Genomic DNA, 22686 nt, shown 5'->3' with positions numbered 1-22686 from the left:
ACGAATAGATCGCTCTCCTTATAAAAGAAGTTTCTTTTTTAGTCCCTTACATCAATGATAGTATGTGAGAGAAAGGGCTATAGAAACCGAAGTACTCGGTTTCACTTTTACTATTGTATCAGCGCCTTTATGTAATTGACAAGGATTAAGTGATTGCTCATTGATATAACGGGAATTTATAAGATTTCCCAATTTGTATTTTTGTAGCAGATGTATTTTTGTTTAATTGTTTAAAATCATCAATTACTTTTTCAATAGAAGGGATTTTTTTCTTGTTAATCGCTTCTGTGATAGAAAGGACAGTATCACCTGTTTTGACTTCAATTGCTTTATAAGCTGTATCTGTTTCTTTCTCTTTCTCTTTATTTTGTTTTGTATCTGTATTTTCCTTTTTTATCGTTTGGGCAGCGGTTGTTTTTTTATATGAGCTTAACATCGGTAAAGTGCCGATTTTTATATCGTAATAAAATATATAAACGAGAACAAGCACGAATAAGAATATACCTAATCTCTTCATATTCTTCACTCCCTTGCTAGGAATATATGCTTGTCCAAAAAAAAAAATGCCTATTTAGGCATTTTTTTGTGTTCTTATTTTTCTTTCGGTTTTGGGACTTCTTTAATTGTTAAGTATAGGACAATTAAAACAACTGCGATATAAATGAATGTTGAACCAGGTACGACGATTTTAAATAAATCCATAATCATAAAGAAGATTGTTGGAATTGTATAGCTGTACGCAGTTAGTGTCCAAACTTGTTTATAGGATAATTTACGTTGACCGCTCATAGCAGAACCGATGAACGCAAGTAAAGTCACGCCTAAAAAAGTGATGAATAGCTGGAATAGGTACACTAAAAATCCGATAACAAATAATAAAATTGGATAAATACTATCGAATAAAGAAATAAAGTCTTGCAAATCTTTTTTCTCAAGAGATGCACCTAATAAGTCGTTATAGGAATACGTTTGTGTTTGACCATTTCCTATAGAGACGACTTTATCTTTTAAAACAAATAAACCTGTTTTATTTTGATATTTTTCTAATTCTGTTGAATTTGGATCAAATACGAAAAGGGCATTTCCTTCTTCTTTTTCGATAGGTTGATCAATATCAGCTTTAAGTTCGCCATTTTCAATTTTAAAATCAGGTAAATCTTTTTCAATGACTTGATTTACCATGTTCACACCATCTTGGATAAAGCTACCGTACAAGAAAGTTCTTGGAATAGTAGTAATTAAGCAAAGTAGCATAATATACAAAATGGTTTTACCGATTTTTTGAAAACGGAATAGCGCCATATCTTTAGGCGAGTATACACTTTTTGCGAATTGGGTAAATATGGACATAGATTCACTTCCTTTATGTATGTATAAAGTCATTGTAACGTAGGAATCTAGAGAATCTCAAGATATATTATATTTACATATAGTGAAGATAACTAAATTTCTTTTTATTAATTTTCTTCTTTTGAATGAGAAAAATACAATTGACACTTTTCTTTTTTATATGGTAAATTTATCTTACCTTTCTTAAAGGATATATCCGATAGGAATTCAGTTATTTGATATGTTATTACATACATAATTGTGGACCCTTAGCTCAGCTGGTTAGAGCAGACGGCTCATAACCGTCCGGTCGTAGGTTCGAGTCCTACAGGGTCCATATCCATTTCACATGTTTATTATGTCAGCAGGAAGCTTCCTTGTAGAAGGGAGCTTTTTTTACGGAATATATGAGCATTTTGATTGAAAAGAAGTGGGAATTTTGCTACTTTAATGTTAGCAAGACAATGTGATTTATTTGTTTGCACCCTATGGCAATTAGGGTAGAATGAAGTTGTATGTCACACAAATAGTGACAATACATAAACTGGGAGGAATATAACAATGGCAAAACACGAATTACCAAATTTACCTTATGCGTATGATGCTTTAGAGCCTCACTTTGACAAAGAAACAATGAATATCCATCATACAAAACATCACAACACGTACATTACAAACTTAAACGCTGCTTTAGAAGGTCATGCAGAATTAGCTGACAAAAGCGTTGAAGAATTAGTTGCAAACTTAAATGAAGTACCAGAAGCAATCCGTACAGCAGTACGTAACAATGGTGGTGGACATGCTAACCATACATTCTTCTGGACAATCTTATCTCCAAACGGTGGCGGACAACCAGTAGGCGAATTAGCAACTGCAATTGAAGCGAAATTTGGTAGCTTCGATGCATTCAAAGAAGAATTTGCTAAAGCTGGCGCAACTCGTTTTGGTTCTGGTTGGGCTTGGTTAGTAGTAAATAACGGTGAGTTAGAAGTAACAAGCACTCCAAACCAAGATTCTCCTTTAACTGAAGGTAAAACTCCAGTTATCGGTTTAGATGTTTGGGAGCATGCGTACTACTTACATTACCAAAATCGTCGTCCAGACTACATCGGTGCATTCTGGAACGTTGTAGATTGGAACGCTGCTGAAAAACGTTACCAAGAAGCAAAATAATTGCAATAAACATGGAAAAAGCTGGGAGTAATCTCCTAGCTTTTTTCTATGCTTTCCTTTTACATAATTGGGCTTGTCTTTGGAAGACTAGAACATGAAGTAAAGGAGAGTTGTGTATGAAGTGGAAACATATAATTGGTGACGTTGAAGTGAATCGGGATTTAGTGTTATTGCTTCTTATAGGAGGTTTATACACGCTCGCAATTTCTTTATCGAATACGTTTGTTAACATTTACTTATGGAAACAAACACAAAATTATGTGAATCTTGGCTTGTATAATTTGGCCAGTGTTGTATTACAGCCCCTCACATTTCTTGTAGGGGGGAAATTAGCGAAACGTATTGATCGCTCGATTTTGTTACGAATAGGCGTAGGAACGCTCGCAATTTTTTTTATCGTTGTTTTAGTAGCGGGAAAAAGTGCTTCTCACTATATTTTATTAATGGGAGCTCTTTTAGGAGTAGGATACGGTTTTTACTGGTTGGCGTTTAATTTATTGACATTTGAGATTACAGAACCAGAAACAAGAGATTTCTTTAACGGGTTTCTTGGACTTCTTACATCTTTCTCTGGAATGATTGGACCAATAGCAGCAGGATACACAATTTCACGTATGGAAAAATGGAGTGGTTATACTGTCATATTCTTTCTTTCATTAGTGCTATTTGCGATTGCTGTCGTCTTAAGCTTCTTTTTATCTAAGAGAGAATGTGAAGGGCGTTATGAAATCGTACAAGTATTGAAAGAGCGAAGGGTTGATAAAAATTGGGGGAGAATTACAAGAGCTCATTTTTTTCAAGGATTGAGAGAAGGAACGTTTATTTTTGTCATTTCAGTATATGTTTATTTAGCAACTAATAGTGAGTTCGCATTAGGAAAATATAGTTTAGTGAACTCTGCTGTATCCTTTGTATGTTACTACTTAGTCGCTCGTATGTTAAAGAAAGAGTGGCGAAAAAAAGCGATTTTGTTTGGAGGCATTATTTTATATGCTGTCGTATTTTTAGTTATTTTCAATGTTACATACGCAAAATTACTTATTTATGCAGCATGTATCGCGATTGCATACCCTATCTTACTTGTTCCGTACGGGTCAATGACATATGACGTAATTGGTAGAGCGAAAAATGCGAGAGAATGGCGCGTGGAATATGTAGTTGTCCGGGAATTATGGTTAAATGCAGGAAGGATTTGTTCCATCTTAAGTTTCTTGTGTGCGGTGATCTTCTTTCCGCCTGAAAAAAGTTTGCCTTATTTACTATGTATTTTAGGTGCTGGACATTTTCTTATTTATTTTGCGATTAAAAATGTCAAATATGATGAGGGAAATGCGGGTAAAACAAGTGTTGTAGCGCAAGGAACCACACAGAATCAAACTGAACCAGAAGGTTAACTTCTCGTTTGTTTTATGCTAGAATAGAAAAAGATGTAAGACAGCAGTGAGGACACCTGTATGAAGGTGTCCCTTTCACATTACATAGCTGTTGGTAGAGGGGGTTTGTATGAGCAAGAAACAGAAGCAAACAAAGAAAAAGACCCACGTTCCTTTTCGATTAAACGTGTTGTTTTTTTGCGTATTTTTAATGTTCTCCGCGGTTATTGTAAGACTCGGATACGTACAAATTGTTCGCGGTGAGGAATATAAGAATGAAGTGGAGAAGAAAGAAAATTCAACGATAAGCAATCCAGTACCGCGTGGGAAAATATTTGACCGTTATGGACGACCAGTAGTAGATAATGCAGCTGTTCGTACCATCACATTTACAAAAATGAAAGGATCAACTGCAGAGGATCGCTTAGAAACAGCGAAAAAACTAGCAGAGTGGATTGACGTACCGACAGATAAATTAACGGATCGCGATAAAAAAGATTATTGGCTTGCTATGCATAAAGAGGAAGCCAAAGAAAAAATTACGAATAAAGATCGTCAAGAATTGAAAAATAACAAAATTGACGATAAAGAGTTAGACGAGCGTCAACGAAGTCGTGTGACGGAAGAAGAGATTAATCAATTATCCGCAGAAGATTTAGAAATATTAGCGATTAAAAGTAAGATGGACGGCGGATATGCGATGACACCTCAAGTTATTAAAAAGGATGCTACAGAAAAAGAATATGCGAAGATTAGTGAGAATCTAGCAACATTACCAGGTGTAGATACGAATGTTGATTGGGATCGAAAATATACGTATGATGATTTATTCCGAAGTGTACTTGGTGGAGTGTCAACGTCTGATGAAGGTTTACCGAGAGAAAGACTAGATTACTATCTTGTTCGCGATTATAATCGAAATGATAGAGTAGGAAAAAGTTATCTTGAACAGCAGTATGAAGATAGCCTGCATGGTACGAAAGAAGAAGTGAAAAATATTACAGATAAAAACGGTAATATTTTAGAAACGATTAATGTATCGCAAGGACAACGAGGTAACGACCTGAACTTAACAATTGATATGGAATTACAAAAGCGTGTGGAAGATATTATTACAAAAAATTTAATGAAATTTAAAGGGTCAGAACCTCTTTTAGATCGGGCATTTGTTGTAATGATGAATCCGAAAAATGGTGAAGTTTTATCTATGGCTGGGAAACAATTAGTGGATGAAAATGGCGAAACGAAAGTACAAGATTTCGCATTAGGAACGATGACAAGTTCTTATCCGATGGGATCGACTGTAAAAGGTGCGACAGTACTTACAGGATATCAAACAGGTGCGATTCAACCGGGTTCAGTTCAAGTCGATGAACCAATCGTATTAAAAGGAACGAAGAGCAAATCTTCTTGGAAGACGATGGGACCTATTAATGATCTGACAGCGTTAAAAATGTCTTCTAACGTATATATGTTTAAAACAGCGATGAATATTGCTGGTGTTCCATATGTTAGAGGCGGTACGTTAGATATACCACAAAAAGCATATGATACGATGCGATACTATTACGGTCAGTTTGGACTTGGTGTAAAAACTGGCATTGATTTACCGAATGAATCTGCTGGACAAAGAGGTAGCACAGACAATATCCCAGGTTTCTTATTAGATTTATCAATTGGACAGTATGATACGTATACACCGCTTCAATTAGCTCAGTATATTTCAACAATTGCGAATGGTGGATATCGTATGCAACCGCAAGTTGTAAAGGAAATTCGTCAGCCAGCGACCAAGCCAGAAGAAGTTGGAAAAGTTGTTCAATCTATGGAACCGAAAGTATTAAATCGTATTGATATGCCTGAATCACAAATTAAACGTGTTCAAGAAGGATTTAGACAAGTATTTAACGATTCAGGCGGTACAGCTACAAAATACTTTACTGGTGCAAAATATAAAGCTGCAGGGAAAACTGGTACAGCGCAAACTGTGTATGGTGGAGATAAAGCGATTGGTAAAAAAGCAGACGGTCAGCGTGTGGAGACATATAACTTAACATTAGTAGGTTATGCGCCACTTGAAGATCCAGAAGTAGCATTCTCTGTTGTTGTGCCGTGGGTACATGATGATAAGACTGGTATTAATGGATATATTAGTCGTGAAATTATGGATGCTTACTTTGATTTGAAAAATCAAGAAATAAATGGTGGAGCTCCAAAAGATGAAAAAGACAATAAAAATAAAAACGAAGATCAAGATAATGAATAAATAAGTTATAAAAAAAGCACACTATCTGAAAAGATAGTGTGCTTTTTTTTATGGTTCATGCATACGTTTTAATAAAAGTGGACAGGCATACAGTATTGAAAAAGCACGCGGCCTCATAAAGGATACTTATGTATATCCTCTTGTTTTATTTTGTGCGATAGGAGGATAACTGCTTTATAGGCTAATCGTTAGAGGGGACGAACAGCTATCCACTGATTAACCTTTTACCTTATGTTGATTGTTGTGGAACTTTACAAAACTTTTACAAACAATTAAAACCGAATTAATAGTTTAGCAGTATTCTTATATCTGTAATCCTGTTATTTCCGGTTACTTCTAGGAGGAAGCACACGTGAAATGGATGCGAACACAGATTAAAGTTTTAATGTTATCGACATGTTTCTTTTGTTTTGGTATGTCTACTGCGTTTGCTACAAGTGAAATGGGAGAAGTGAGAGTTGACGGATCCTCAACGGTTTTTCCTATTATAGAAGCAGTAGCGGAAGAATATACAAAGGTGCATCCGAACGTGAAAATTTCCATCAGTGTTTCTGGAACAGGAGGAGGATTTAATCGTTTCAGTAAAGGTGAGGTAGATATAAATAATGCTTCGAGAGTAATGAAACAAGTGGAAGAAAATGAAATGAAGAAAAACTCCATTCAGTTTACACCGTTTGAAGTCGCTTACGATGGTCTTACAATTGTTGTGAATCGTCAAAATACGTGGGTAGAGAATATGACGGTAGACGATTTACGTCTGTTATGGAGTGAAGATGGAAGAGAGAAGCGATGGTCACAAATTCATTCATCATGGCCACGTGAACAAGTGAAGTTTTATGCGCCAGGCGTAGACTCTGGTACTTATGATTATTTTCAAAATGTCATCTTACAAAATAGCCGCCTTGTAAAAAGAGTCTCTTTGTCTGAAGATGACCAAGTTATTATGCAAGGGGTAATGAATGATAAACATGCCATTGCTTTTGTAGGATATGCTTATTATATGGCTAATCGAGATAAGGTGAAAGCGATAAAAGTGAATGGTGTATTTCCGACGAAAGAGACCATTCAAACAGGTAAGTATAAGCCGTTATCTAGATCGCTATTTACTTATGTGAATGATGCATCTATCCGAAATAAAATGAGTGTAGCAAATTATGTTGAGTTTATGATTCAGCATGTTGGAAATCTCGCTGAAGAGGTCGGATATGTAAAATTACCCCCAAAAAAATATAATGAACAGCTACGAATGTTAACAGAAATAAAAAGGTAATGTCAGGGTGGAAAGGGGTTTTCATCTTTGGCTCATAATGACAAAAGTCAAATTACATTTTCTGTACAACATTTGATTGAAAGAAATACAAAACAAAGAAAAAAAACGCAGCGAATCAATCGAATAGTTCCGTTATCACTAAAAATAATTGCTAGCGTTTCTGTTGTGACGACACTTGGAATTATATTTACGTTGGCAAATGAAACAATCATGTTTTTTCAAAAAATATCATTACATTCCTTTTTGACGGAGAAAGAATGGTTACCGTTTTTTGAAGATCCGAAATTCGGTATATTACCACTTATATGTGGAACAGTCCTTGTAACGGCAATTGCTATGCTCGTAGCAATTCCTATCGGATTAGGTTGTGCCGTATTTTTAAGCGAATATGCTTCAAACGGTGCACGGAAGATATTAAAGCCGATGCTGGAACTATTAGCAGGCATCCCGACAATCGTATATGGTTTTTTCGCATTAACAGTTGTCACGCCACTTTTACAACGGATTATACCGGATTTACAGTTTTTTAATGCGATTAGTCCAGGGATTGTTATTGGACTTATGATGATACCTACAATTGCGTCACTCTCTGAAGACGCAATGAGAGCTGTAGCGAAAGGAACGAAAGAAGCTTCGTTAGCACTCGGGGCGACTCGCTTTGAGATGGTAAAACAAGTAGTGTTTCCTTCGGCTTTTACAGGGATTATGGCAGCGATTATATTAGCGGCTTCTCGGGCAATTGGCGAGACAATGATTGTTGTTATTGCAGCGGGATCCACACCTAATGTATCGCTAAATCCGACGCAATCTATTCAAACGTTAACAGCCTATATTGTGCAAGTAAGTTTAGGCGATGCTCCGCATGGAACTATTACTTATTACAGCATGTATGCTGTAGGTGCAACGCTATTTATGTTTACTTTTATAATGAACATCCTTTCGCAATATATTATGCACCGTTTTAGGAGGGTGACATAATATGCGAATGTTAAATCATAAGAAAATAGAAGAAAATATGACAGCTCGTTTTTTGAAAGACAGAATTTATAAGTTGTTTTTTTATATAGCGATTTTGTTTTCGGTAGTAATACTTTTGATCTTGCTGTTTCAAATTTTTGAAAAAGGTGTAAGTTATCTTTCAATAGATTTCTTTACAAACTTCGCTTCACGTAATCCGAAAGAAGCTGGAATTGCTGCTGCTTTGTCAGGGACAATATTATTTATGGGAATCGTTATACCGGTTTCTTTTATATTGGGAGTCGGAACGGCTCTTTATTTAGAACATTATGCGAAGGAGTCCATATTTAAGAAAATAATAGAAGTTAATAATCAAACATTAGCGGGAGTACCTTCTGTTGTATTCGGTTTACTCGGTTTAACGATTTTTGTATATGCTCTTCATTTAGGAGAGAGTATAGTTGCAGCGGCATTGACGATGAGTTTGCTCGTCTTACCAACAGTTGTTGTAGCTAGTCAAGAAGCGATTCGATCTGTACCGAATTCGTTATTGGAAGCTTCTTACGGATTAGGTGCTACGAAGTGGCAAACGATGTATCAAATTGTATTGCCGGCAGCTTTTCCGGGAATTATAACGGGTTGTACGTTAGCGATCTCAAGAGCAATTGGAGAAGCGGCACCGTTATTAGTTATCGGGGCACTTGCATTTGCAAATTATGTTCCATTTAGTATGTTTGATAGATTTACAGTTTTACCAATTCAAATTTTTAATTGGATGAGTAGACCGCAAGAAGAATTTCAGTATGTAGCAGCAGCTGGAATGATTGTTTTGCTAGGGTTGTTGCTCTTTATCAATATATTTGTCTTATGGTTACGAAATCGAAAATAAGTTGGAAGTGGATGAAAGGGGAATTCAAATGGTAGCAACAGTAGTAAATGTACAGGTGAAAAATGAAGAGAAAATCGAGACTGCACCAAAGAAAGTAGTATTTGATACGAAAAACTTAAATTTATGGTATGGAGAAGACCATGCTTTAAAGGATATCAACTTAAGTATTCATGAGAATGAAGTTACAGCAATTATTGGCCCAAGTGGTTGCGGTAAATCAACGTACTTAAAAACATTAAATCGTATGGTAGAGTTAGTACCGATCGTTCGAACTACAGGTGTAATTGAATATAGAGAACGTAATATATTTGATAAATCATATCCAGTTGAAGAATTACGAACACATGTAGGAATGGTATTCCAAAAGCCAAATCCATTTCCGAAATCTATTTATGAAAATGTAGCATATGGCCCGAAAATCCACGGTATTCGTGATAAAAAAACATTGGACGAAATTGTTGAAAAAAGTTTACGTGGGGCAGCGATTTGGGATGAGTTAAAAGACCGTTTGCACGATAATGCATACGGCTTATCTGGCGGACAGCAACAACGTTTATGTATTGCGCGTTGCTTAGCGATTGAGCCAGATGTAATTTTAATGGATGAGCCAACATCAGCGTTAGATCCAATTTCAACATTAAAAGTTGAAGAATTAATTCAAGAGTTAAAGAAAGACTTTAGTATTGTAATCGTAACGCATAACATGCAACAAGCAGCACGTATTTCAGATAAAACTGCTTTCTTCTTAAGTGGGGAAGTTGTGGAATATACAGAGACAAATAAATTATTTACAACACCTTCAGATAAGCGTACAGAAGATTATATTACAGGACGATTCGGTTGATATCGTTGTAAGTATAAGAGTAAATGCCCTCTTAACGGAGGGCATTTCTTATTTTTACCTCATTTTAATAGGGAAGTAATAATTTTCCTATCTTAATACTTATTGTAAGTATAGGAGGCTAGATAGGAAATTTATATATAATGACACATAATATTGAGGGGGAAGAAACAATGGTAAGAGAACAGTTTCAATGTGATTTAAAAACGTTACAGCAAAAGGTGATTGAGCTTGGCGAATTAGCAAAGGAAGCTTTATTAATTGCTATGGAAGGTCTGCATACAAGAGATGTAGAGAAAGCGTTAGAGGTCATTGATGGTGATTACCGCATGGATAATTTAGAAGAGGAAATAAACGATCTTGCGCTTATGCTTATTACGAAGCAACAGCCTGTAGCAAGTGATTTACGAAAAATTTTCATTTCAATTAAAACAGCGACAGATTTAGAGCGTATTGCAGATCATGCCGTTAATATTGCGAAGTCTACTATTCGTCTTGGGGAAAAAGAAGTGGCTGTTAGTTTACACAATCTTGATGAAATGTTTGCGATTGCAAATGAGATGTTAAGTTTAGCGTTAGAAGCATATGAGCAAGAAAATTTAACTTTTGCTAAACAAATTGCCGAAATGGATGATTCCGTTGATGAAATATATGGAAAGGCGATTCGTGAATTTATATCTTCAGTTCCGGAACAACCAGAAGCAATTACACAAATTACACAATTATCATTTGTGGCGAGATATATTGAGCGGGTAGCAGATCATGTTACAAATATTGCTGAGAATGTATTTTATTTAGTAAAAGGAAAGCATTATTTATTGAATGAATAGGGATCAAAGCAGGTGATGAGAAATCATCTGCTTTTTTAGTCAAAACATGACAAAAAAAGCTCGTTGTTTCCTTTAGTTTATGATGATAAGATGTATCATAATGTAATGAGGGAATTAGTATATATGTTGGTTGCTATTCAGCGTTATTTTACTAAGTTAATAGTAAGCGCTTTCTTTCTGTGGGGGTTTGAAAGATATATTTATATAGAAGGTAATCTTAAGCAGAGTTTTTCTCATCAGTAATGATTCGTTACAATAATCAAGTTTATGCTGCTAATTCATGTGAGATAGAGAATATACATATGGTATACGGAGTTACTGAACATTATCTAAGTGGAGGCTGAAGTATATGAAGGGGGTTATTTTAGCTGGAGGAAAAGGAAGACGCCTTAGACCATTAACATGTAATACTCCAAAGCCGATGTTGCCATTATTAGAAAAACCAGTTTTGGAATACAATATTGAATTATTACGTCAGCATGGTATTCGTGAAATTGCAATTACCGTTCAATATATGGGTACGGCCATTAAGCAGTATTTTGGTGATGGTAGTAAATGGGGAGTTAAATTGTATTATTTTGAAGACTCTCCTCCGCTTGGAACCGCAGGGAGTATTAAGCAAGCGGAAAACTTTTTAGATGAAACATTTGTTGTGATAAGCGGAGATGCATTAACTGATTTTCAATTATCAGAAGGAATTAAGTTTCATGGACGAAAGAAAAGAATGGTAACAATGTTTGTGAAGGAAGTAGAAAACCCACTCTCATTTGGTTTGGTTGTAATGAACAAAGAACAAGAGGTTATACGGTATGTAGAAAAACCAAGCTGGAATGAGGTAGTTTCTAATGTTGTGAATACAGGTATTTATATTATGGAGCCAGAAATCTTTTCTTACATACCGCCACAAGAATTTTTTGATTTCAGTCAAGATGTGTTTCCGTTATTGGCAAATAAGAATGCCTTATTTGCATATTTGTCAGAAGGGTATTGGTTAGATATTGGTACATTTGATCAATATCGACAAGCACAATTTGATTTGTTAACGAAAAAACTGCAAGTGCCTATTCCCTATACTGAAGTATTGCCGATGGTATGGATGGGAGAAGATGTAACGATTGGGAAAGGAACGAAAATTCATGGCCCTTCTTTTATTGGAGAAGGAGCAAAGATTGGTGCGGGGGCTGTAATTGAGCCGTACTCTATTATCGGGAAAAATAGTACTATTTCAAGCTATTCTCATCTTCAAAAAAGCATTGTGTTTGCAAATGCTCACATTGGGGAGTATTGCGAGCTATTAGAAACGACAATAGGAGAGCATACAATGGTTGAAGATGACGTTACACTGTTTCAAAAAAGCATTGTAGCGGATCATTGCCATATAGGGAAAAGTACGGTAATTAAGCAAAAAGGAAAACTATGGCCTTATAAGGCAATTGATAGTCATTCGGTAGTAGGATCAGCTGGTGTTCAAGAAAGTGAAAAGAGTGCGGGATGGTTACAAAAAAGCCGTATAGTAGGGAGAGGAAATGTTGAGATTACTCCTCAATTTATTGTGAAAGTTGCGATGGCGTATGGATCGCTTTTGGGAAAAGGGGAAAGTATATTAATCGGGAGTCAAGAACATATAGAAACAACTTCTTATAAAAATTTATTCTTACATGCTATTCATGGTATCGGGATTCATACGATGGAATGTAAAGAAATGACCGAGTCACTTTTTCAGTATAATATTCATAATTTGCAATGTGCAGGTGGGGTTTTCGTTCAAGTGGAAAATGAAAAAGAGGTTGTTATCAAGTTGTATGGTAAGGATGGGATGCTATTAACATATAAGCAGCAAAAAGCGATAGAACAAGTATATATGTCCGAGTCGTTTTATTACGTATGTGAGAAAGAAATGGGACGAAATACGCCAGTTCACGTTTCTTTAAATGATTATATAGAGGCTGTATTAGAGCGCATTGATATCGAGCAAATACAAAAACAGAAGTTTCATCTTCTTATTAATAAGAGAAATGATATGTTACAACATTTACTTATGCTCTTTCTTCAAAGGCTTGGATGCACAGTTACATGGATTTATGCGGGTGAACAAAAAGATCATGTGAAAGCTTTGATGAAATCAAGTAAAGCAAATATGGCGCTTATGTTTTCTGAGCAAGGAAATTATTTCGAGTTATATGATAATTATAGTAATATTTACCAAGGTACAGATTTTGAAGAAATAGATCTTCCTGATTTATTACTGGAAGCGACAGGAAATATTTACCCGATGTCTTTGAAATTAGGAGAATGTTACCTTCTATTTTATATACATGATAAAAAAAAGTCGTTCCAAGTAAAATGGAAACGAGATATTTTATACCGAATTGGAAAATTATTCGAGTTAATAGCACTGCAAGGAAAAGCGTTTCACAGCATAGTAGAGCAATCGCCTCCACTCTATTTACTTTATGATGAAGTTGTATGTTCATGGAACGAAAAAGGGAAAGTGATGAGGAAATTATTGGATGATATGGAAAGGGAGGAAGAAGGTATATTTGAAGGGGTACAGTTCAAATATACCGAAAAAGAGTGGTCTTATATTGTTTCTGACACAAAACAACCAAAATTTTTGGTGTATTCACATGCTAGAAACCCAGTAATAGCAAGGGAAAATATGAAAAATCTTATAGAAAAAATTAGACAATATCAAAAGGTGTAGAATTTTTATTTTAAAAGTGGTATTATAGTATAGTCTGATTTAAGTTATTAGTGACTGGAGGGAAATAAGAATGCGTGTGAATATTACTCTAGCATGTACAGAATGCGGAGATCGTAACTATATCTCAAAGAAAAATAAACGTAACAACGCTGAGCGTATCGAGCTTAAAAAGTATTGCAAGCGTGACAAGAAGTCTACGTTACACCGTGAAACAAAGTAAGCAGTAGGAATATTTTCCTACTGTTTCTTTTTTTTATTCGATTCCTGTGCTAAAAGTGATACACTATCTTCGTAGAGTAAAGTGTCACTGCAAGGGGGGAAATGTGTGAAAGAAGAGAAAGTACGTTTACGTAAACAAATAATAGAACACATGAATTCTTTATCGGAAGAACAGTATACAACTTTATCAGAGCAAATTGCAGTTTCGTTGTATGCGCAAAAAGAGTGGGTTGAGGCTAAAGTAATTGGAATCACTCTCTCGATGGAACGTGAAGTGAATACATATCCTATTATCGAAAAAGCTTGGGAAGAAGGAAAGAAAGTAGTTGTTCCAAAGTGTAATAAAGGGATAAGGACGATGTCTTTCCGGAAAATTAGTAATTTTGACCAATTAGAAACAGTATATATGAACTTACGTGAACCGATTTTGGCGCTTACGGAAGAAGTGAATGCAGATGAAATTGATCTTCTTATCGTGCCAGGCGTAGCTTATACGCAGCGAGGAGAACGGATTGGGTATGGTGGTGGCTACTATGATCGTTATCTCGTACATTATAAAGGGAAAACGCTATCATTAGCCTATGGTTTTCAAATGGTAAAACATATTCCGGTAGAACCATTTGATAAGAATGTAGAAAAAATTATTACAGAAAAAGGAACAATGGTTATAAATGGGCTTGTATAGACAAATAAAAATTGACGAGACTTTTTCTTCTTGATTATAATAAAATATGTGAACGTTTTCTTATTATGATTTTTATAATAAGTGAGCATAGAGGGTGATGAAATGATATCTATTTATGATATTCAACAATTGCTAAAGAAATTTGGTACGATTATTTATACGGGTGATCGAATTGCAGATTTACAATTAATGCAAGATGAGCTACGTGAATTAAACCAATCACAGCTAATCGATCCACAAGACTATCAAACAGCTTTATTTTTATTGAAGCAAGAAATTCAAAAAGAGATAAATAAGAATTAGATAAAGGTAGGTAAACAACATGGAAGAGAAATGGTTAGTTGGTGTTGATCTTGGTGGTACAACGATTAAATTAGCATTTATTAATGTGTACGGTGAAATTTTACATAAGTGGGAAATACCTACGAATACAAATGAGCAAGGAAAACATATTACACTTGATGTAGCGAAAGCAATCGATAAAAAGCTAGAAGAGTTAGGTGAATTAAAAAGCAAGTTAATTGGTATTGGTATGGGAGCTCCTGGTCCTGTACATGTGGCATCTGGAATGATTTATGAAGCGGTTAATTTAGGATGGAAAAACTATCCGTTAAAAGATTTACTAGAAGTAGAAACAGGATTACCTGTTGTGATTGATAATGATGCAAACTTAGCAGCACTTGGTGAAATGTGGAAAGGTGCTGGCGAAGGAGCAAAAGATTTAATTTGTATGACACTTGGTACTGGTGTTGGTGGTGGTGTAATCGCCAATGGTGAGATTGTACACGGTGTAAGCGGTGCTGCTGGTGAGATTGGACATATTACAGTCGTTACGGAGAATGCTTTCCCATGTAATTGCGGGAAGTCTGGTTGTTTAGAAACAGTAGCCTCTGCAACAGGTATTGTGCGTGTTGCTATGCAAAAAATACAAGAGACTAATAAAGAAAGTCTGTTACGTTCTATGTTAGCGGAAGAAGGGCGTATTACATCAAAAGATGTATTTGAAGCGCATGGACAAGGTGATGAACTAGCAGGTGAAGTAGTAGAAAAAGTAGCTTCTTATTTAGGGTTAGCTGTAGCGAACCTTTCTAGCACGCTGAACCCTGAGAAAATTGTTATTGGCGGTGGCGTGTCTAAAGCTGGAGATGCACTATTAGAACCAATTCAACGCTATTTCGAGCAATATGCTTTCTCACGTGCTGTAAAGAGTACAAAGTTAGCAATTGCAACACTTGGTAATGATGCAGGTGTTATCGGGGGAGCGTGGCTTGTAAAAAAGCACAAATACGAAGCGAAGATGTTATAAATAGTGAAATATGAAAAGAGGAAGGGAAAACCCTTCCTCTTTTTGTGTGAAATCTTGATGAAAAGTATAACTGAAAATGAATTAAGCTGCTGGTGGGTACCCGCTATATAGAACAGTCATGATCGTAAACCATCCGAAAACGAGTACAGTTGCAATTGCAAAACCGCTCGCGAAAAAGTTCTTTTCGCGGAGAGTTCTAAGCGTAGCAAATACAGCTAACAGAGTGACAAGTGCAAAAATAATAACAAGGCCCATACAATATCCTCCTCTGTCTACCCATTCTTTAATATGAGTTTTTAGAATATTTACTCTTTTATATTGTACATGTTTTAAAAATGATTGTCGAGATAGCATCCTTTCTTTTCCTAAGAGAAAGAAATGTTGTATCATTAAAAGTAAGTTTAATAACTGGAGGAGATTTTCATATGAAATGGACACAAATGCCGTTAGGACCACTACAAACGAATGCTTATATTTTAACGAATGATCAAAATGAGTGTATTATCTTTGATCCTGGTCACGAGGGAGAGAAGCTCGTTACATATTTACAAAAAGAACAATTAAAGCCATTGGCAGTTTTATTAACACATGCTCATTTTGATCATATTGGTGCTGTTGATGCGGTGAGAGACGCTTTCCATATTCCTGTATACGTACATAAAGAAGAAGCAGATTGGTTAGGGGATGCAACTGTAAATGGCTCTCAAATTTTTATGATGAACCGCAGTATTACAGCAAAGCCAGCAGATCATATTATTGATGCAGAGGGTGCATTAACAATTGGTTCATTTAACTTTGAAATTTTTGAAACACCAGGACACTCTCCAGGAAGCATTTCTTATTATTGTAAAGAGGCGAATGCCGTGTTTTCTGGTGATGTATTATTCCAAATGAGCATCGGAAGAACGGATTTACCTGGTGGAAGTTTTGCTGAATTAATTGGAAGTATTGAAGAGAAATTATTTGTATTACCAGATGAAACCGCGGTGCTATGTGGACATGGTCCAGAAACAAGCATTGGTTTTGAAAAAGAAAATAATCCATTTTTACAATAAGGAGTTATTATGGGGATGGAGCTCATTTTAAGAGAATGGATGGGGAAAGAGAAGGATTATTCAATTTCATATAGTACGTATATGAACCTCGTATTGTATACAGAAGGACATGGCTATTATATGAAGGAACGTGAAAAGATTGGAAGACAAGGGGATTTTTTTACAAGTAGCAACGTATCCTCTGTTTTTGCAAAAACTTTTGCTAAGTTTTTTATTCGTCTTGTTGAAAATGGTGAAGTTGCTCCGAATATTTGTGAGATTGGCGGAGGGACAGGAAAGTTTGCCTATGATGTTTTACAAGAATGGAAGCAATTATCCCCGGAAACCTTTATCGATTTAAATTATTCAATGATTGAATTGAGCCCTTTTCATAGAAAATTACAGCAGGAGAATCTGTGCTCATTTTCTAATGTGTCGTATTATACATCTTATAGTGAAATGGGAGAAGCATTCGAAGGGATTCTTTTTTCGAATGAGTTATTTGATGCATTTCCTGTTGAAGTAATTGAGAAGAGAAATGGAATGTTGTATGAAGTACGTATTACGTATACAGAGGAAGGAAATCTTGCTGAAGTATGTAGACCGTTAAATAAAAGAATAGGTCGATACTTATTGAAATATAATATTCATATTGCTGAAGGACAACGTTTTGAAGTGCCAATTGCGATGGAAGAGTATATAAAAGGAATTGCGAAATGGTTTCAAAAAGGTATATGTATTACAGTTGACTATGGCTACACAAAAGAAGAATGGATGCATCCTGCACATCACGAAGGAAGTTTACGTGGATATTATAAGCATAAGTTAATACGTAATCCTCTAGAACATCCGGGTGAAATGGATCTTACTACTCATATTCATTGGGATGAGCTAAAGGAGATTTTTAGCCTTCAAGGAATGAGTGCAGTATGGCATAAAAAGCAATCTGAGTTTTTGTTAGCGGCAGGAATATTAGAACAGCTTACGAGTCATCAAGATACGAATCCTTTTTCTGAAACTCAAAAACAAAATCGAGCAGTTCGTTCTATGATTTTGAATGGAGGATTAGGGAGTGTCTTTGATGTTGTTATACATACAAAAGATATGCAGAATTCACATGTGAATCGATATTTAACAATATGAAAAAAACAAGACACAGTATATTTCTGTGTCTTGTTTTTTAATACGACTTATGTAGTATTATATATTTCCTCTCATGATATATATTTATATTAAAGATATGAGATGAAATATATAGAATACGTTCTTTTTCTCTGTTTATTAGTCCCTAACCTAATAATACGCGAACGAGTTGAATAATTGTTTCGTTTTCTACTTTGTAGTAAATTTCTAATCCTTTTCTTTCACTGGAAACGATTTTAGCACTTTTTAACTTTGCTAAATGCTGTGAAATTGTAGATTGTGGCATGTTTAAGCCAGTGTACATTGTAGAAACGTTGCTTGGACCACGCTCGATTAATCCTTTTACAATACATAAACGAACAGGATGAGCAAGTACTTTCAATAATTCTGCATTACTTTCATATAGTTCTAATTCTTTTTGAAAGGTTTCTAACATGTTCTTTTCCACCTCCGTGTGAGCTGTTATACCATACTATACATACCAAAAAATTAAAGAAAAGAAAACAGTTGTTGCAGAAAAAAAGTCCTAAAGTAAAGAAATTGTAAGAAAAGAGACCCTGATGTAAATAAAATAAATAAATTAGCACGGTTTTGTAAAATGACATTTTTGGGTGAAAATTTCGATGCATTTTAAAAATTGAAAGATATAGATATATTTGTAACACAATTTTATCATGATTTTCTTATTCTTTCAAATGAATATACAAAATTTTTAAAATAATATGACAAAGGAATTGTAATGTTATATATAGAATATAAAGCAGGTTAAAAAGAAAAGAAGCTGAATGTAATCTGTTTCTGTATGGTGATAATGAAATACTTGAGTGTAGCTAATAAATCTTAGAATGATCAAGTCATTAGTCATTTATCCCGCTATTTACGGGCAGTAAGACTCCCACCTCGAAATTCGGCGAATGCGAGGAAGTTAGGTGGGAGATAGTTGCCCGTAAAACCCCCACTGATTATTAGCCTTCACTTTATTCTAGAGTTCGTCTTTTATCAACTTTAAAAATCTATGGTTCCATATATTCTCATAAAAATCAATTGTCTCTTTTGCGGACATAAATGGATTATTTAACGTAGAGGTTGTTTTTTGTACCATGAAGTTTTCGTATCCGAGTCCGTGGGCAAATTTAATTGTAGCATCCATACAGTACTCTGTTTGGGCACCGCAAAATTCAATACGATTTACAGATAATTTGTCTAAAATCTCTTTTAAGTTTGTTTTATAAAATGAATTTGCATGCGTTTTTCTTACAAAAAAATCTTGTTCTTGAACATCTAGATCGGTATGAATAGCCCAAAGTTCCTTTTCTGGTACTAAATCATCATCACAATGTTGAACAAAAATGATGGGTTTATTGGAATTTCTGTATGAAGAAAGTCTTTTATTTACTTTTTTAAGTAAATTTTGTAAATCGAATAAATGCTCACCGCTATAGCATACCCCATTTTGTAAATCGATAACGATTAAAATATCTGCACAAGTATCCATTCTTTTTCCCCCTTTTATTTCTTAATATATCAATAAATCCATTACTTGGAAATAGATAGTATGATTTTATTTTTTAATGAACTATACAACAAGAAAAGACATGAAAACGAATATGTTAGACAGCATAAAAAGAAGATATGATAACTTAATTTCATATCTTCTTTTCACTCTATGCATTTACAGGTTCTTCTACGTAAGAAAGGGCATTTTCGAAATCGGATATTAAATCGTTAACATTTTCCAGGCCAACTGATAAGCGGAGCAATGAATTAGAGATTCCTCTTTCATCACGAGCCTCTTGTGATAAAGCCGCATGTGACATTTTGGCTGGATAGGAAAGAATCGACTCGACAGCTCCTAAACTAACTGCAAAAACAGGTAATCTTACTTTTGATAAAAATTGGCGGAGTGCATCTTCTGACTGTAAAGTAAAAGATAGAACAGCTCCAGCTGATGTTGCTTGAGATTGTTGAATATCAAAACCAAGATGTGTTTGTAATCCCGGATAATAGACATTTTGAACTTTAGCGTGCTCTTGCAAATAATGTGCAACTTTATTGGCACTTGCAGATGAGTGCTCGAGACGTACATGCAATGTTTTTAGACCGCGAAGTACGAGAGAGCAATCTTGAGGTCCTAAAATAGCACCAAATGCATTTTGTAAAAATCCAAGTTTTTGAGCGAGTTCGGCATCTTTTACGACTGCTAATCCTGCAGTAACATCACTATGACCAGCAATAAATTTTGTAGCGCTGTGAAGAACAACATCGGCACCAAGATCAAGTGGCTTCTGGAATAGTGGTGTCAAAAATGTATTATCAACAAAAGTAAGAGCACCGATAGATTTTGCGAGTTTAGAAACAGCGCGGATATCTGTCACTTTTAAAAGTGGGTTAGAAGGTGTTTCTACATAAAAGAGCTTCGTATTTGGTTTAATGTTTTGTTTGATTTCTTCTACATTTGTCATATCAACAAATGTATGTGAAACACCGTAACGAGAGAGTACTTCAGTTATAATTCGGTAAGTGCCTCCGTATACGTCTTCTGAAATGAGTACGTGATCGCCTTGTGAAAGGAGGAGAAATGCAGTAGAAATCGCTGCAATGCCTGATGCAAAGGCGAATCCCTTTGTTCCGCCCTCTAATAAAGCGATAATATCTTCAAGAGCTTCACGAGTTGGATTACCCGATCGACTATAGTCATATTTTCCGAACGTATCTACATCAAACTGGTGAAAAGTTGATGTGTTATAGATGGGAACGTTAACAGCCCCGGTTTGTGTATCATGTTTATATTGGTTGTGTAGTAAGAGTGTATCTATAGAATAACTCATATTCTTACACCTTCTTTTACAAATTTAATGGCCTGTTTTAAATCTTGAATTAAATCGTTACTATTTTCAATGCCGACGGAGAATCGAAGAAGACGATTGCATACACCGTTTGCCGTTCTGATTTCTTCAGGAATATCAGCATGCGTTTGTGTTGCTGGATAAGTCATTAAACTTTCTACACCACCAAGACTTTCGGCAAATGTAATTAAGGATAAAGATTGTAAGAATGGATTAATCCATGTTTCATCTTGTAGACGAAATGAAATCATACCGCCTCTACCCGGATAAAATACATCTGTCACACCGTCTTCATCGTTCAAATAAGCAACAACTGCTTTCGCATTTTCTTCATGTTGTCTCATTCGAAGCGCTAAAGTTTTCATACCACGAATTAATAGCCATGAGTCAAATGGACTTAGGACAGCACCGGAGGCATTATGATAATGAGCGATTTCCTCGCAAAGTTCCTTTCCTTTTGCAACGACAAGTCCGCTTAGTACATCGTTATGCCCACCTAAATATTTCGTTGCACTATGAAGTACGATATCGGCACCTTCTGTTAATGGTTGCTGTATATAAGGCGTGTAGAATGTGTTGTCTACAATAAGAAGTAGTCCATGTCTTTTTGCGACAGTTGCGATAGCTGCGATATCAGTAACTTGCATTAATGGATTAGTCGGGGTTTCTATGAAAATAGCTTTTGTTTCATTTGTGATAGCTTGCTCAATTTGTTTAATAGATTGTGTATTTACGTATCTACATCGAACATTCCACTTTTTTTCATGCTCAGAAAATAAGCGATACGTTCCCCCATATAAATCTTCAGATACAATAAGTTCATCTCCAGAACGGAATAACGAAAGGACGAGGAGAACAGCTGCCATACCTGAACTACAGGCGTAACCTTGTTCGCCACTTTCTAAGTCTGCGATTGCCTGTTCTAAAAGACCGCGAGTTGGATTTCCTGTTCGTGAATAGTCAAATCCAGTAGATTTACCAATTCCTTCGTGACGATAAGCGGTTGAGAAATAAACAGGCGGGTTAACAGTTCCTGTTGTAGTTTCGCTGCGGTTTCCGATTTGTGCTAGTTTTGTTTCAATAGTTGACATGTGAAAATTCCTCCTTTTTAAATTGAACAGTGAAGTGAATATAAAGTGAAACTTTAATCAGTGGGGGTTTTGTTCATCCCCCGCTGATTATTAGTTGAACCAATCGGGCTTTTACGGGCAGTCCGACTCCCAACTAACTTCTTTGCTCCAGCCGAATTTTGAGGTGGGAGTCTTACTGCCCTCAAATAGCGGGATAAAATAAAAAAAGCCTTCTAAGAAGAAGGCTTTCGTTTGAATAGAGTCTTCTTCTCATCTGTCAAATCTTTCACAATTTGCTGGAATTAGCACCTTATTAACAAATGTTAATGGTTGCTGAGGCGTCATAGGGCCAGTCCCTCTACCTCTCTAGATAAGAATGTTCGTATGAAATTTTATTATGGTTTTAACTTTACATCAAAAGATAATTGAATTGCAACTCTATTTTAAATAATTTTTATTTTTCCGCAAGTGTCATTGACTTTTGTATTTGTGCATGCTAAATTTATTAAAAAATTAACAAACATTGTTAAAAGGGGAACGCATTTCCTTTTAGCTACATAAATAAAATATATAGACAAACTCTTATTGAGAGCGGTGGAGGGAAAGGCCCTGTGAAACCCGGCAACCTTCAAACGAAATGTTTGAAACGGTGCTAATACCTGCAAAACGAATGTTTTGCATAATAAGAGGCGGAACAATTATGTCCCCCTCTTCAAAGTGAAGAGGGGGTTTTTATATTGATAGAAATGAG

Annotated in this window: 22 protein-coding genes, 1 tRNA gene and 2 riboswitches; of the genes, 16 read left to right on the top strand and 7 right to left on the bottom strand. The window is 35.5% G+C overall.

All coding sequences use genetic code 11. The features are described from left to right. Positions 1-157 precede the first annotated feature (157 nt). Positions 158-517 (bottom strand): hypothetical protein, encoded by a 360-nt coding sequence (locus ACQKNR_RS04070; RefSeq protein WP_427315547.1) that lies wholly within the window; start codon positions 515-517, stop codon positions 158-160. A 74-nt stretch (positions 518-591) separates the two neighbouring features. After that, on the bottom strand, positions 592-1350 hold the full coding sequence (gene yqgB, locus ACQKNR_RS04065; RefSeq protein ID WP_427315545.1) for a protein YqgB: 759 nt from the start codon (positions 1348-1350) through the stop codon (positions 592-594). Positions 1351-1592: 242 nt separating this feature from the next. On the opposite strand from yqgB, the gene ACQKNR_RS04060 reads away from it, so the two are divergent. The 14 genes from ACQKNR_RS04060 to glcK all read left to right on the top strand — a co-directional run bounded on the left by ACQKNR_RS04060 (position 1593) and on the right by glcK (position 15842). Next, positions 1593-1666 (top strand) — tRNA-Ile (locus ACQKNR_RS04060). A gap of 224 nt (positions 1667-1890) precedes the next feature. Beyond that, positions 1891-2502, top strand: coding sequence for a superoxide dismutase [Mn] (gene sodA, locus ACQKNR_RS04055; protein WP_193410361.1), 612 nt, complete (start codon positions 1891-1893; stop codon positions 2500-2502). A 116-nt stretch (positions 2503-2618) separates the two neighbouring features. Continuing rightward, positions 2619-3896, top strand: a complete 1278-nt coding sequence (locus ACQKNR_RS04050; protein ID WP_427315543.1) for an MFS transporter — start codon at positions 2619-2621, stop codon at positions 3894-3896. A gap of 109 nt (positions 3897-4005) precedes the next feature. Next, on the top strand, positions 4006-6141 hold the full coding sequence (locus tag ACQKNR_RS04045; RefSeq protein WP_427315541.1) for a peptidoglycan D,D-transpeptidase FtsI family protein: 2136 nt from the start codon (positions 4006-4008) through the stop codon (positions 6139-6141). 352 nt (positions 6142-6493) lie between these two features. Beyond that, entirely contained in the window at positions 6494-7411 is a 918-nt protein-coding gene (locus ACQKNR_RS04040) for a PstS family phosphate ABC transporter substrate-binding protein (RefSeq protein WP_427315539.1), read from the top strand. Positions 7412-7438: 27 nt separating this feature from the next. After that, a complete protein-coding gene (gene pstC / locus ACQKNR_RS04035; protein ID WP_427315537.1) occupies positions 7439-8389 on the top strand; it encodes a phosphate ABC transporter permease subunit PstC in 951 nt (316 codons plus the stop codon). A gap of 1 nt (position 8390) precedes the next feature. Next, the gene (pstA, locus tag ACQKNR_RS04030) at positions 8391-9257 is read left to right on the top strand and encodes a phosphate ABC transporter permease PstA (RefSeq protein WP_427315535.1); all 867 of its coding nucleotides are present in this window, start codon (positions 8391-8393) and stop codon (positions 9255-9257) included. 28 nt (positions 9258-9285) lie between these two features. Continuing rightward, positions 9286-10101, top strand: coding sequence for a phosphate ABC transporter ATP-binding protein (gene pstB / locus ACQKNR_RS04025; RefSeq protein ID WP_427315533.1), 816 nt, complete (start codon positions 9286-9288; stop codon positions 10099-10101). A gap of 170 nt (positions 10102-10271) precedes the next feature. Next, entirely contained in the window at positions 10272-10928 is a 657-nt protein-coding gene (phoU, locus tag ACQKNR_RS04020; RefSeq protein ID WP_427315531.1) for a phosphate signaling complex protein PhoU, read from the top strand. A gap of 349 nt (positions 10929-11277) precedes the next feature. Further along, on the top strand, positions 11278-13632 hold the full coding sequence (locus ACQKNR_RS04015) for a sugar phosphate nucleotidyltransferase (RefSeq protein ID WP_427315529.1): 2355 nt from the start codon (positions 11278-11280) through the stop codon (positions 13630-13632). Positions 13633-13702: 70 nt separating this feature from the next. Continuing rightward, the gene (rpmG, locus tag ACQKNR_RS04010; protein WP_001265616.1) at positions 13703-13852 is read left to right on the top strand and encodes a 50S ribosomal protein L33; all 150 of its coding nucleotides are present in this window, start codon (positions 13703-13705) and stop codon (positions 13850-13852) included. Between the two features lie 105 nt (positions 13853-13957). After that, positions 13958-14536 carry a 5-formyltetrahydrofolate cyclo-ligase gene (locus ACQKNR_RS04005; protein WP_427315528.1) on the top strand — a complete coding sequence of 193 codons (579 nt, stop codon included), beginning with the start codon at positions 13958-13960 and terminating at the stop codon, positions 14534-14536. A gap of 102 nt (positions 14537-14638) precedes the next feature. Continuing rightward, the gene (locus tag ACQKNR_RS04000; RefSeq protein WP_002173470.1) at positions 14639-14839 is read left to right on the top strand and encodes a YqgQ family protein; all 201 of its coding nucleotides are present in this window, start codon (positions 14639-14641) and stop codon (positions 14837-14839) included. Positions 14840-14858: 19 nt separating this feature from the next. Next, positions 14859-15842 (top strand): glucokinase, encoded by a 984-nt coding sequence (gene glcK, locus ACQKNR_RS03995; protein ID WP_193410350.1) that lies wholly within the window; start codon positions 14859-14861, stop codon positions 15840-15842. A gap of 81 nt (positions 15843-15923) precedes the next feature. Here glcK and ACQKNR_RS03990 read toward each other — a convergent pair whose 3' ends face one another. Then, a complete protein-coding gene (locus ACQKNR_RS03990; RefSeq protein WP_193410349.1) occupies positions 15924-16097 on the bottom strand; it encodes a DUF2759 domain-containing protein in 174 nt (57 codons plus the stop codon). A 170-nt stretch (positions 16098-16267) separates the two neighbouring features. On the opposite strand from ACQKNR_RS03990, the gene ACQKNR_RS03985 reads away from it, so the two are divergent. Further along, the gene (locus ACQKNR_RS03985) at positions 16268-16897 is read left to right on the top strand and encodes an MBL fold metallo-hydrolase (RefSeq protein WP_427315525.1); all 630 of its coding nucleotides are present in this window, start codon (positions 16268-16270) and stop codon (positions 16895-16897) included. A gap of 9 nt (positions 16898-16906) precedes the next feature. Continuing rightward, the gene (locus ACQKNR_RS03980; RefSeq protein WP_427315523.1) at positions 16907-18019 is read left to right on the top strand and encodes a class I SAM-dependent methyltransferase; all 1113 of its coding nucleotides are present in this window, start codon (positions 16907-16909) and stop codon (positions 18017-18019) included. 145 nt (positions 18020-18164) lie between these two features. Here ACQKNR_RS03980 and ACQKNR_RS03975 read toward each other — a convergent pair whose 3' ends face one another. The 4 genes from ACQKNR_RS03975 to metI all read right to left on the bottom strand — a co-directional run bounded on the left by ACQKNR_RS03975 (position 18165) and on the right by metI (position 21956). Continuing rightward, positions 18165-18455 carry an ArsR/SmtB family transcription factor gene (locus tag ACQKNR_RS03975; protein WP_000894377.1) on the bottom strand — a complete coding sequence of 97 codons (291 nt, stop codon included), beginning with the start codon at positions 18453-18455 and terminating at the stop codon, positions 18165-18167. Between the two features lie 546 nt (positions 18456-19001). Then, positions 19002-19514 (bottom strand): cysteine hydrolase family protein, encoded by a 513-nt coding sequence (locus tag ACQKNR_RS03970; protein ID WP_427315521.1) that lies wholly within the window; start codon positions 19512-19514, stop codon positions 19002-19004. 169 nt (positions 19515-19683) lie between these two features. After that, a complete protein-coding gene (gene metC / locus ACQKNR_RS03965) occupies positions 19684-20847 on the bottom strand; it encodes a cystathionine beta-lyase (RefSeq protein WP_427315519.1) in 1164 nt (387 codons plus the stop codon). Continuing rightward, positions 20844-21956: a cystathionine gamma-synthase/O-acetylhomoserine thiolyase gene (gene metI / locus ACQKNR_RS03960; protein ID WP_427315518.1), complete on the bottom strand. Its 1113-nt coding sequence runs from the start codon at positions 21954-21956 to the stop codon at positions 20844-20846. Before metI ends, metC begins: the two co-directional genes overlap by 4 nt. Positions 21957-22202: 246 nt before the next feature. Next, positions 22203-22312: riboswitch (SAM riboswitch) on the bottom strand. Between the two features lie 202 nt (positions 22313-22514). Then, positions 22515-22624: riboswitch (SAM riboswitch) on the top strand. Positions 22625-22686 lie beyond the last annotated feature (62 nt).

This window comes from Bacillus sp. NPDC094077 (assembly GCF_050279465.1).
In the GTDB taxonomy this organism is placed as follows: domain Bacteria; phylum Bacillota; class Bacilli; order Bacillales; family Bacillaceae_G; genus Bacillus_A.
The sequence above is the reverse complement of the archived record's forward strand: the minus strand, read 5'-3'. Positions and strand labels throughout refer to the sequence as shown.

What these genes read in the sequence shown, in the direction of transcription:
- ACQKNR_RS04050 (WP_427315543.1), top strand. Translation starts at nt 2,619, where the DNA reads ATGAAGTGGAAACATATAATTGGTGACGTTGAAGTGAATCGGGATTTA.
- ACQKNR_RS03970 (WP_427315521.1), bottom strand. Translation starts at nt 19,514, where the DNA reads ATGGATACTTGTGCAGATATTTTAATCGTTATCGATTTACAAAATGGG.
- metI (WP_427315518.1), bottom strand. Translation starts at nt 21,956, where the DNA reads ATGTCAACTATTGAAACAAAACTAGCACAAATCGGAAACCGCAGCGAA.
- ACQKNR_RS04015 (WP_427315529.1), top strand. Translation starts at nt 11,278, where the DNA reads ATGAAGGGGGTTATTTTAGCTGGAGGAAAAGGAAGACGCCTTAGACCA.
- yqgB (WP_427315545.1), bottom strand. Translation starts at nt 1,350, where the DNA reads ATGTCCATATTTACCCAATTCGCAAAAAGTGTATACTCGCCTAAAGAT.
- phoU (WP_427315531.1), top strand. Translation starts at nt 10,272, where the DNA reads ATGGTAAGAGAACAGTTTCAATGTGATTTAAAAACGTTACAGCAAAAG.
- ACQKNR_RS03990 (WP_193410349.1), bottom strand. Translation starts at nt 16,097, where the DNA reads ATGGGCCTTGTTATTATTTTTGCACTTGTCACTCTGTTAGCTGTATTT.
- glcK (WP_193410350.1), top strand. Translation starts at nt 14,859, where the DNA reads ATGGAAGAGAAATGGTTAGTTGGTGTTGATCTTGGTGGTACAACGATT.
- sodA (WP_193410361.1), top strand. Translation starts at nt 1,891, where the DNA reads ATGGCAAAACACGAATTACCAAATTTACCTTATGCGTATGATGCTTTA.
- ACQKNR_RS03985 (WP_427315525.1), top strand. Translation starts at nt 16,268, where the DNA reads ATGAAATGGACACAAATGCCGTTAGGACCACTACAAACGAATGCTTAT.
- ACQKNR_RS04045 (WP_427315541.1), top strand. Translation starts at nt 4,006, where the DNA reads ATGAGCAAGAAACAGAAGCAAACAAAGAAAAAGACCCACGTTCCTTTT.
- ACQKNR_RS04000 (WP_002173470.1), top strand. Translation starts at nt 14,639, where the DNA reads ATGATATCTATTTATGATATTCAACAATTGCTAAAGAAATTTGGTACG.
- pstA (WP_427315535.1), top strand. Translation starts at nt 8,391, where the DNA reads ATGCGAATGTTAAATCATAAGAAAATAGAAGAAAATATGACAGCTCGT.
- ACQKNR_RS04070 (WP_427315547.1), bottom strand. Translation starts at nt 517, where the DNA reads ATGAAGAGATTAGGTATATTCTTATTCGTGCTTGTTCTCGTTTATATA.
- metC (WP_427315519.1), bottom strand. Translation starts at nt 20,847, where the DNA reads ATGAGTTATTCTATAGATACACTCTTACTACACAACCAATATAAACAT.
- rpmG (WP_001265616.1), top strand. Translation starts at nt 13,703, where the DNA reads ATGCGTGTGAATATTACTCTAGCATGTACAGAATGCGGAGATCGTAAC.
- ACQKNR_RS03975 (WP_000894377.1), bottom strand. Translation starts at nt 18,455, where the DNA reads ATGTTAGAAACCTTTCAAAAAGAATTAGAACTATATGAAAGTAATGCA.
- ACQKNR_RS03980 (WP_427315523.1), top strand. Translation starts at nt 16,907, where the DNA reads ATGGGGATGGAGCTCATTTTAAGAGAATGGATGGGGAAAGAGAAGGAT.
- pstB (WP_427315533.1), top strand. Translation starts at nt 9,286, where the DNA reads ATGGTAGCAACAGTAGTAAATGTACAGGTGAAAAATGAAGAGAAAATC.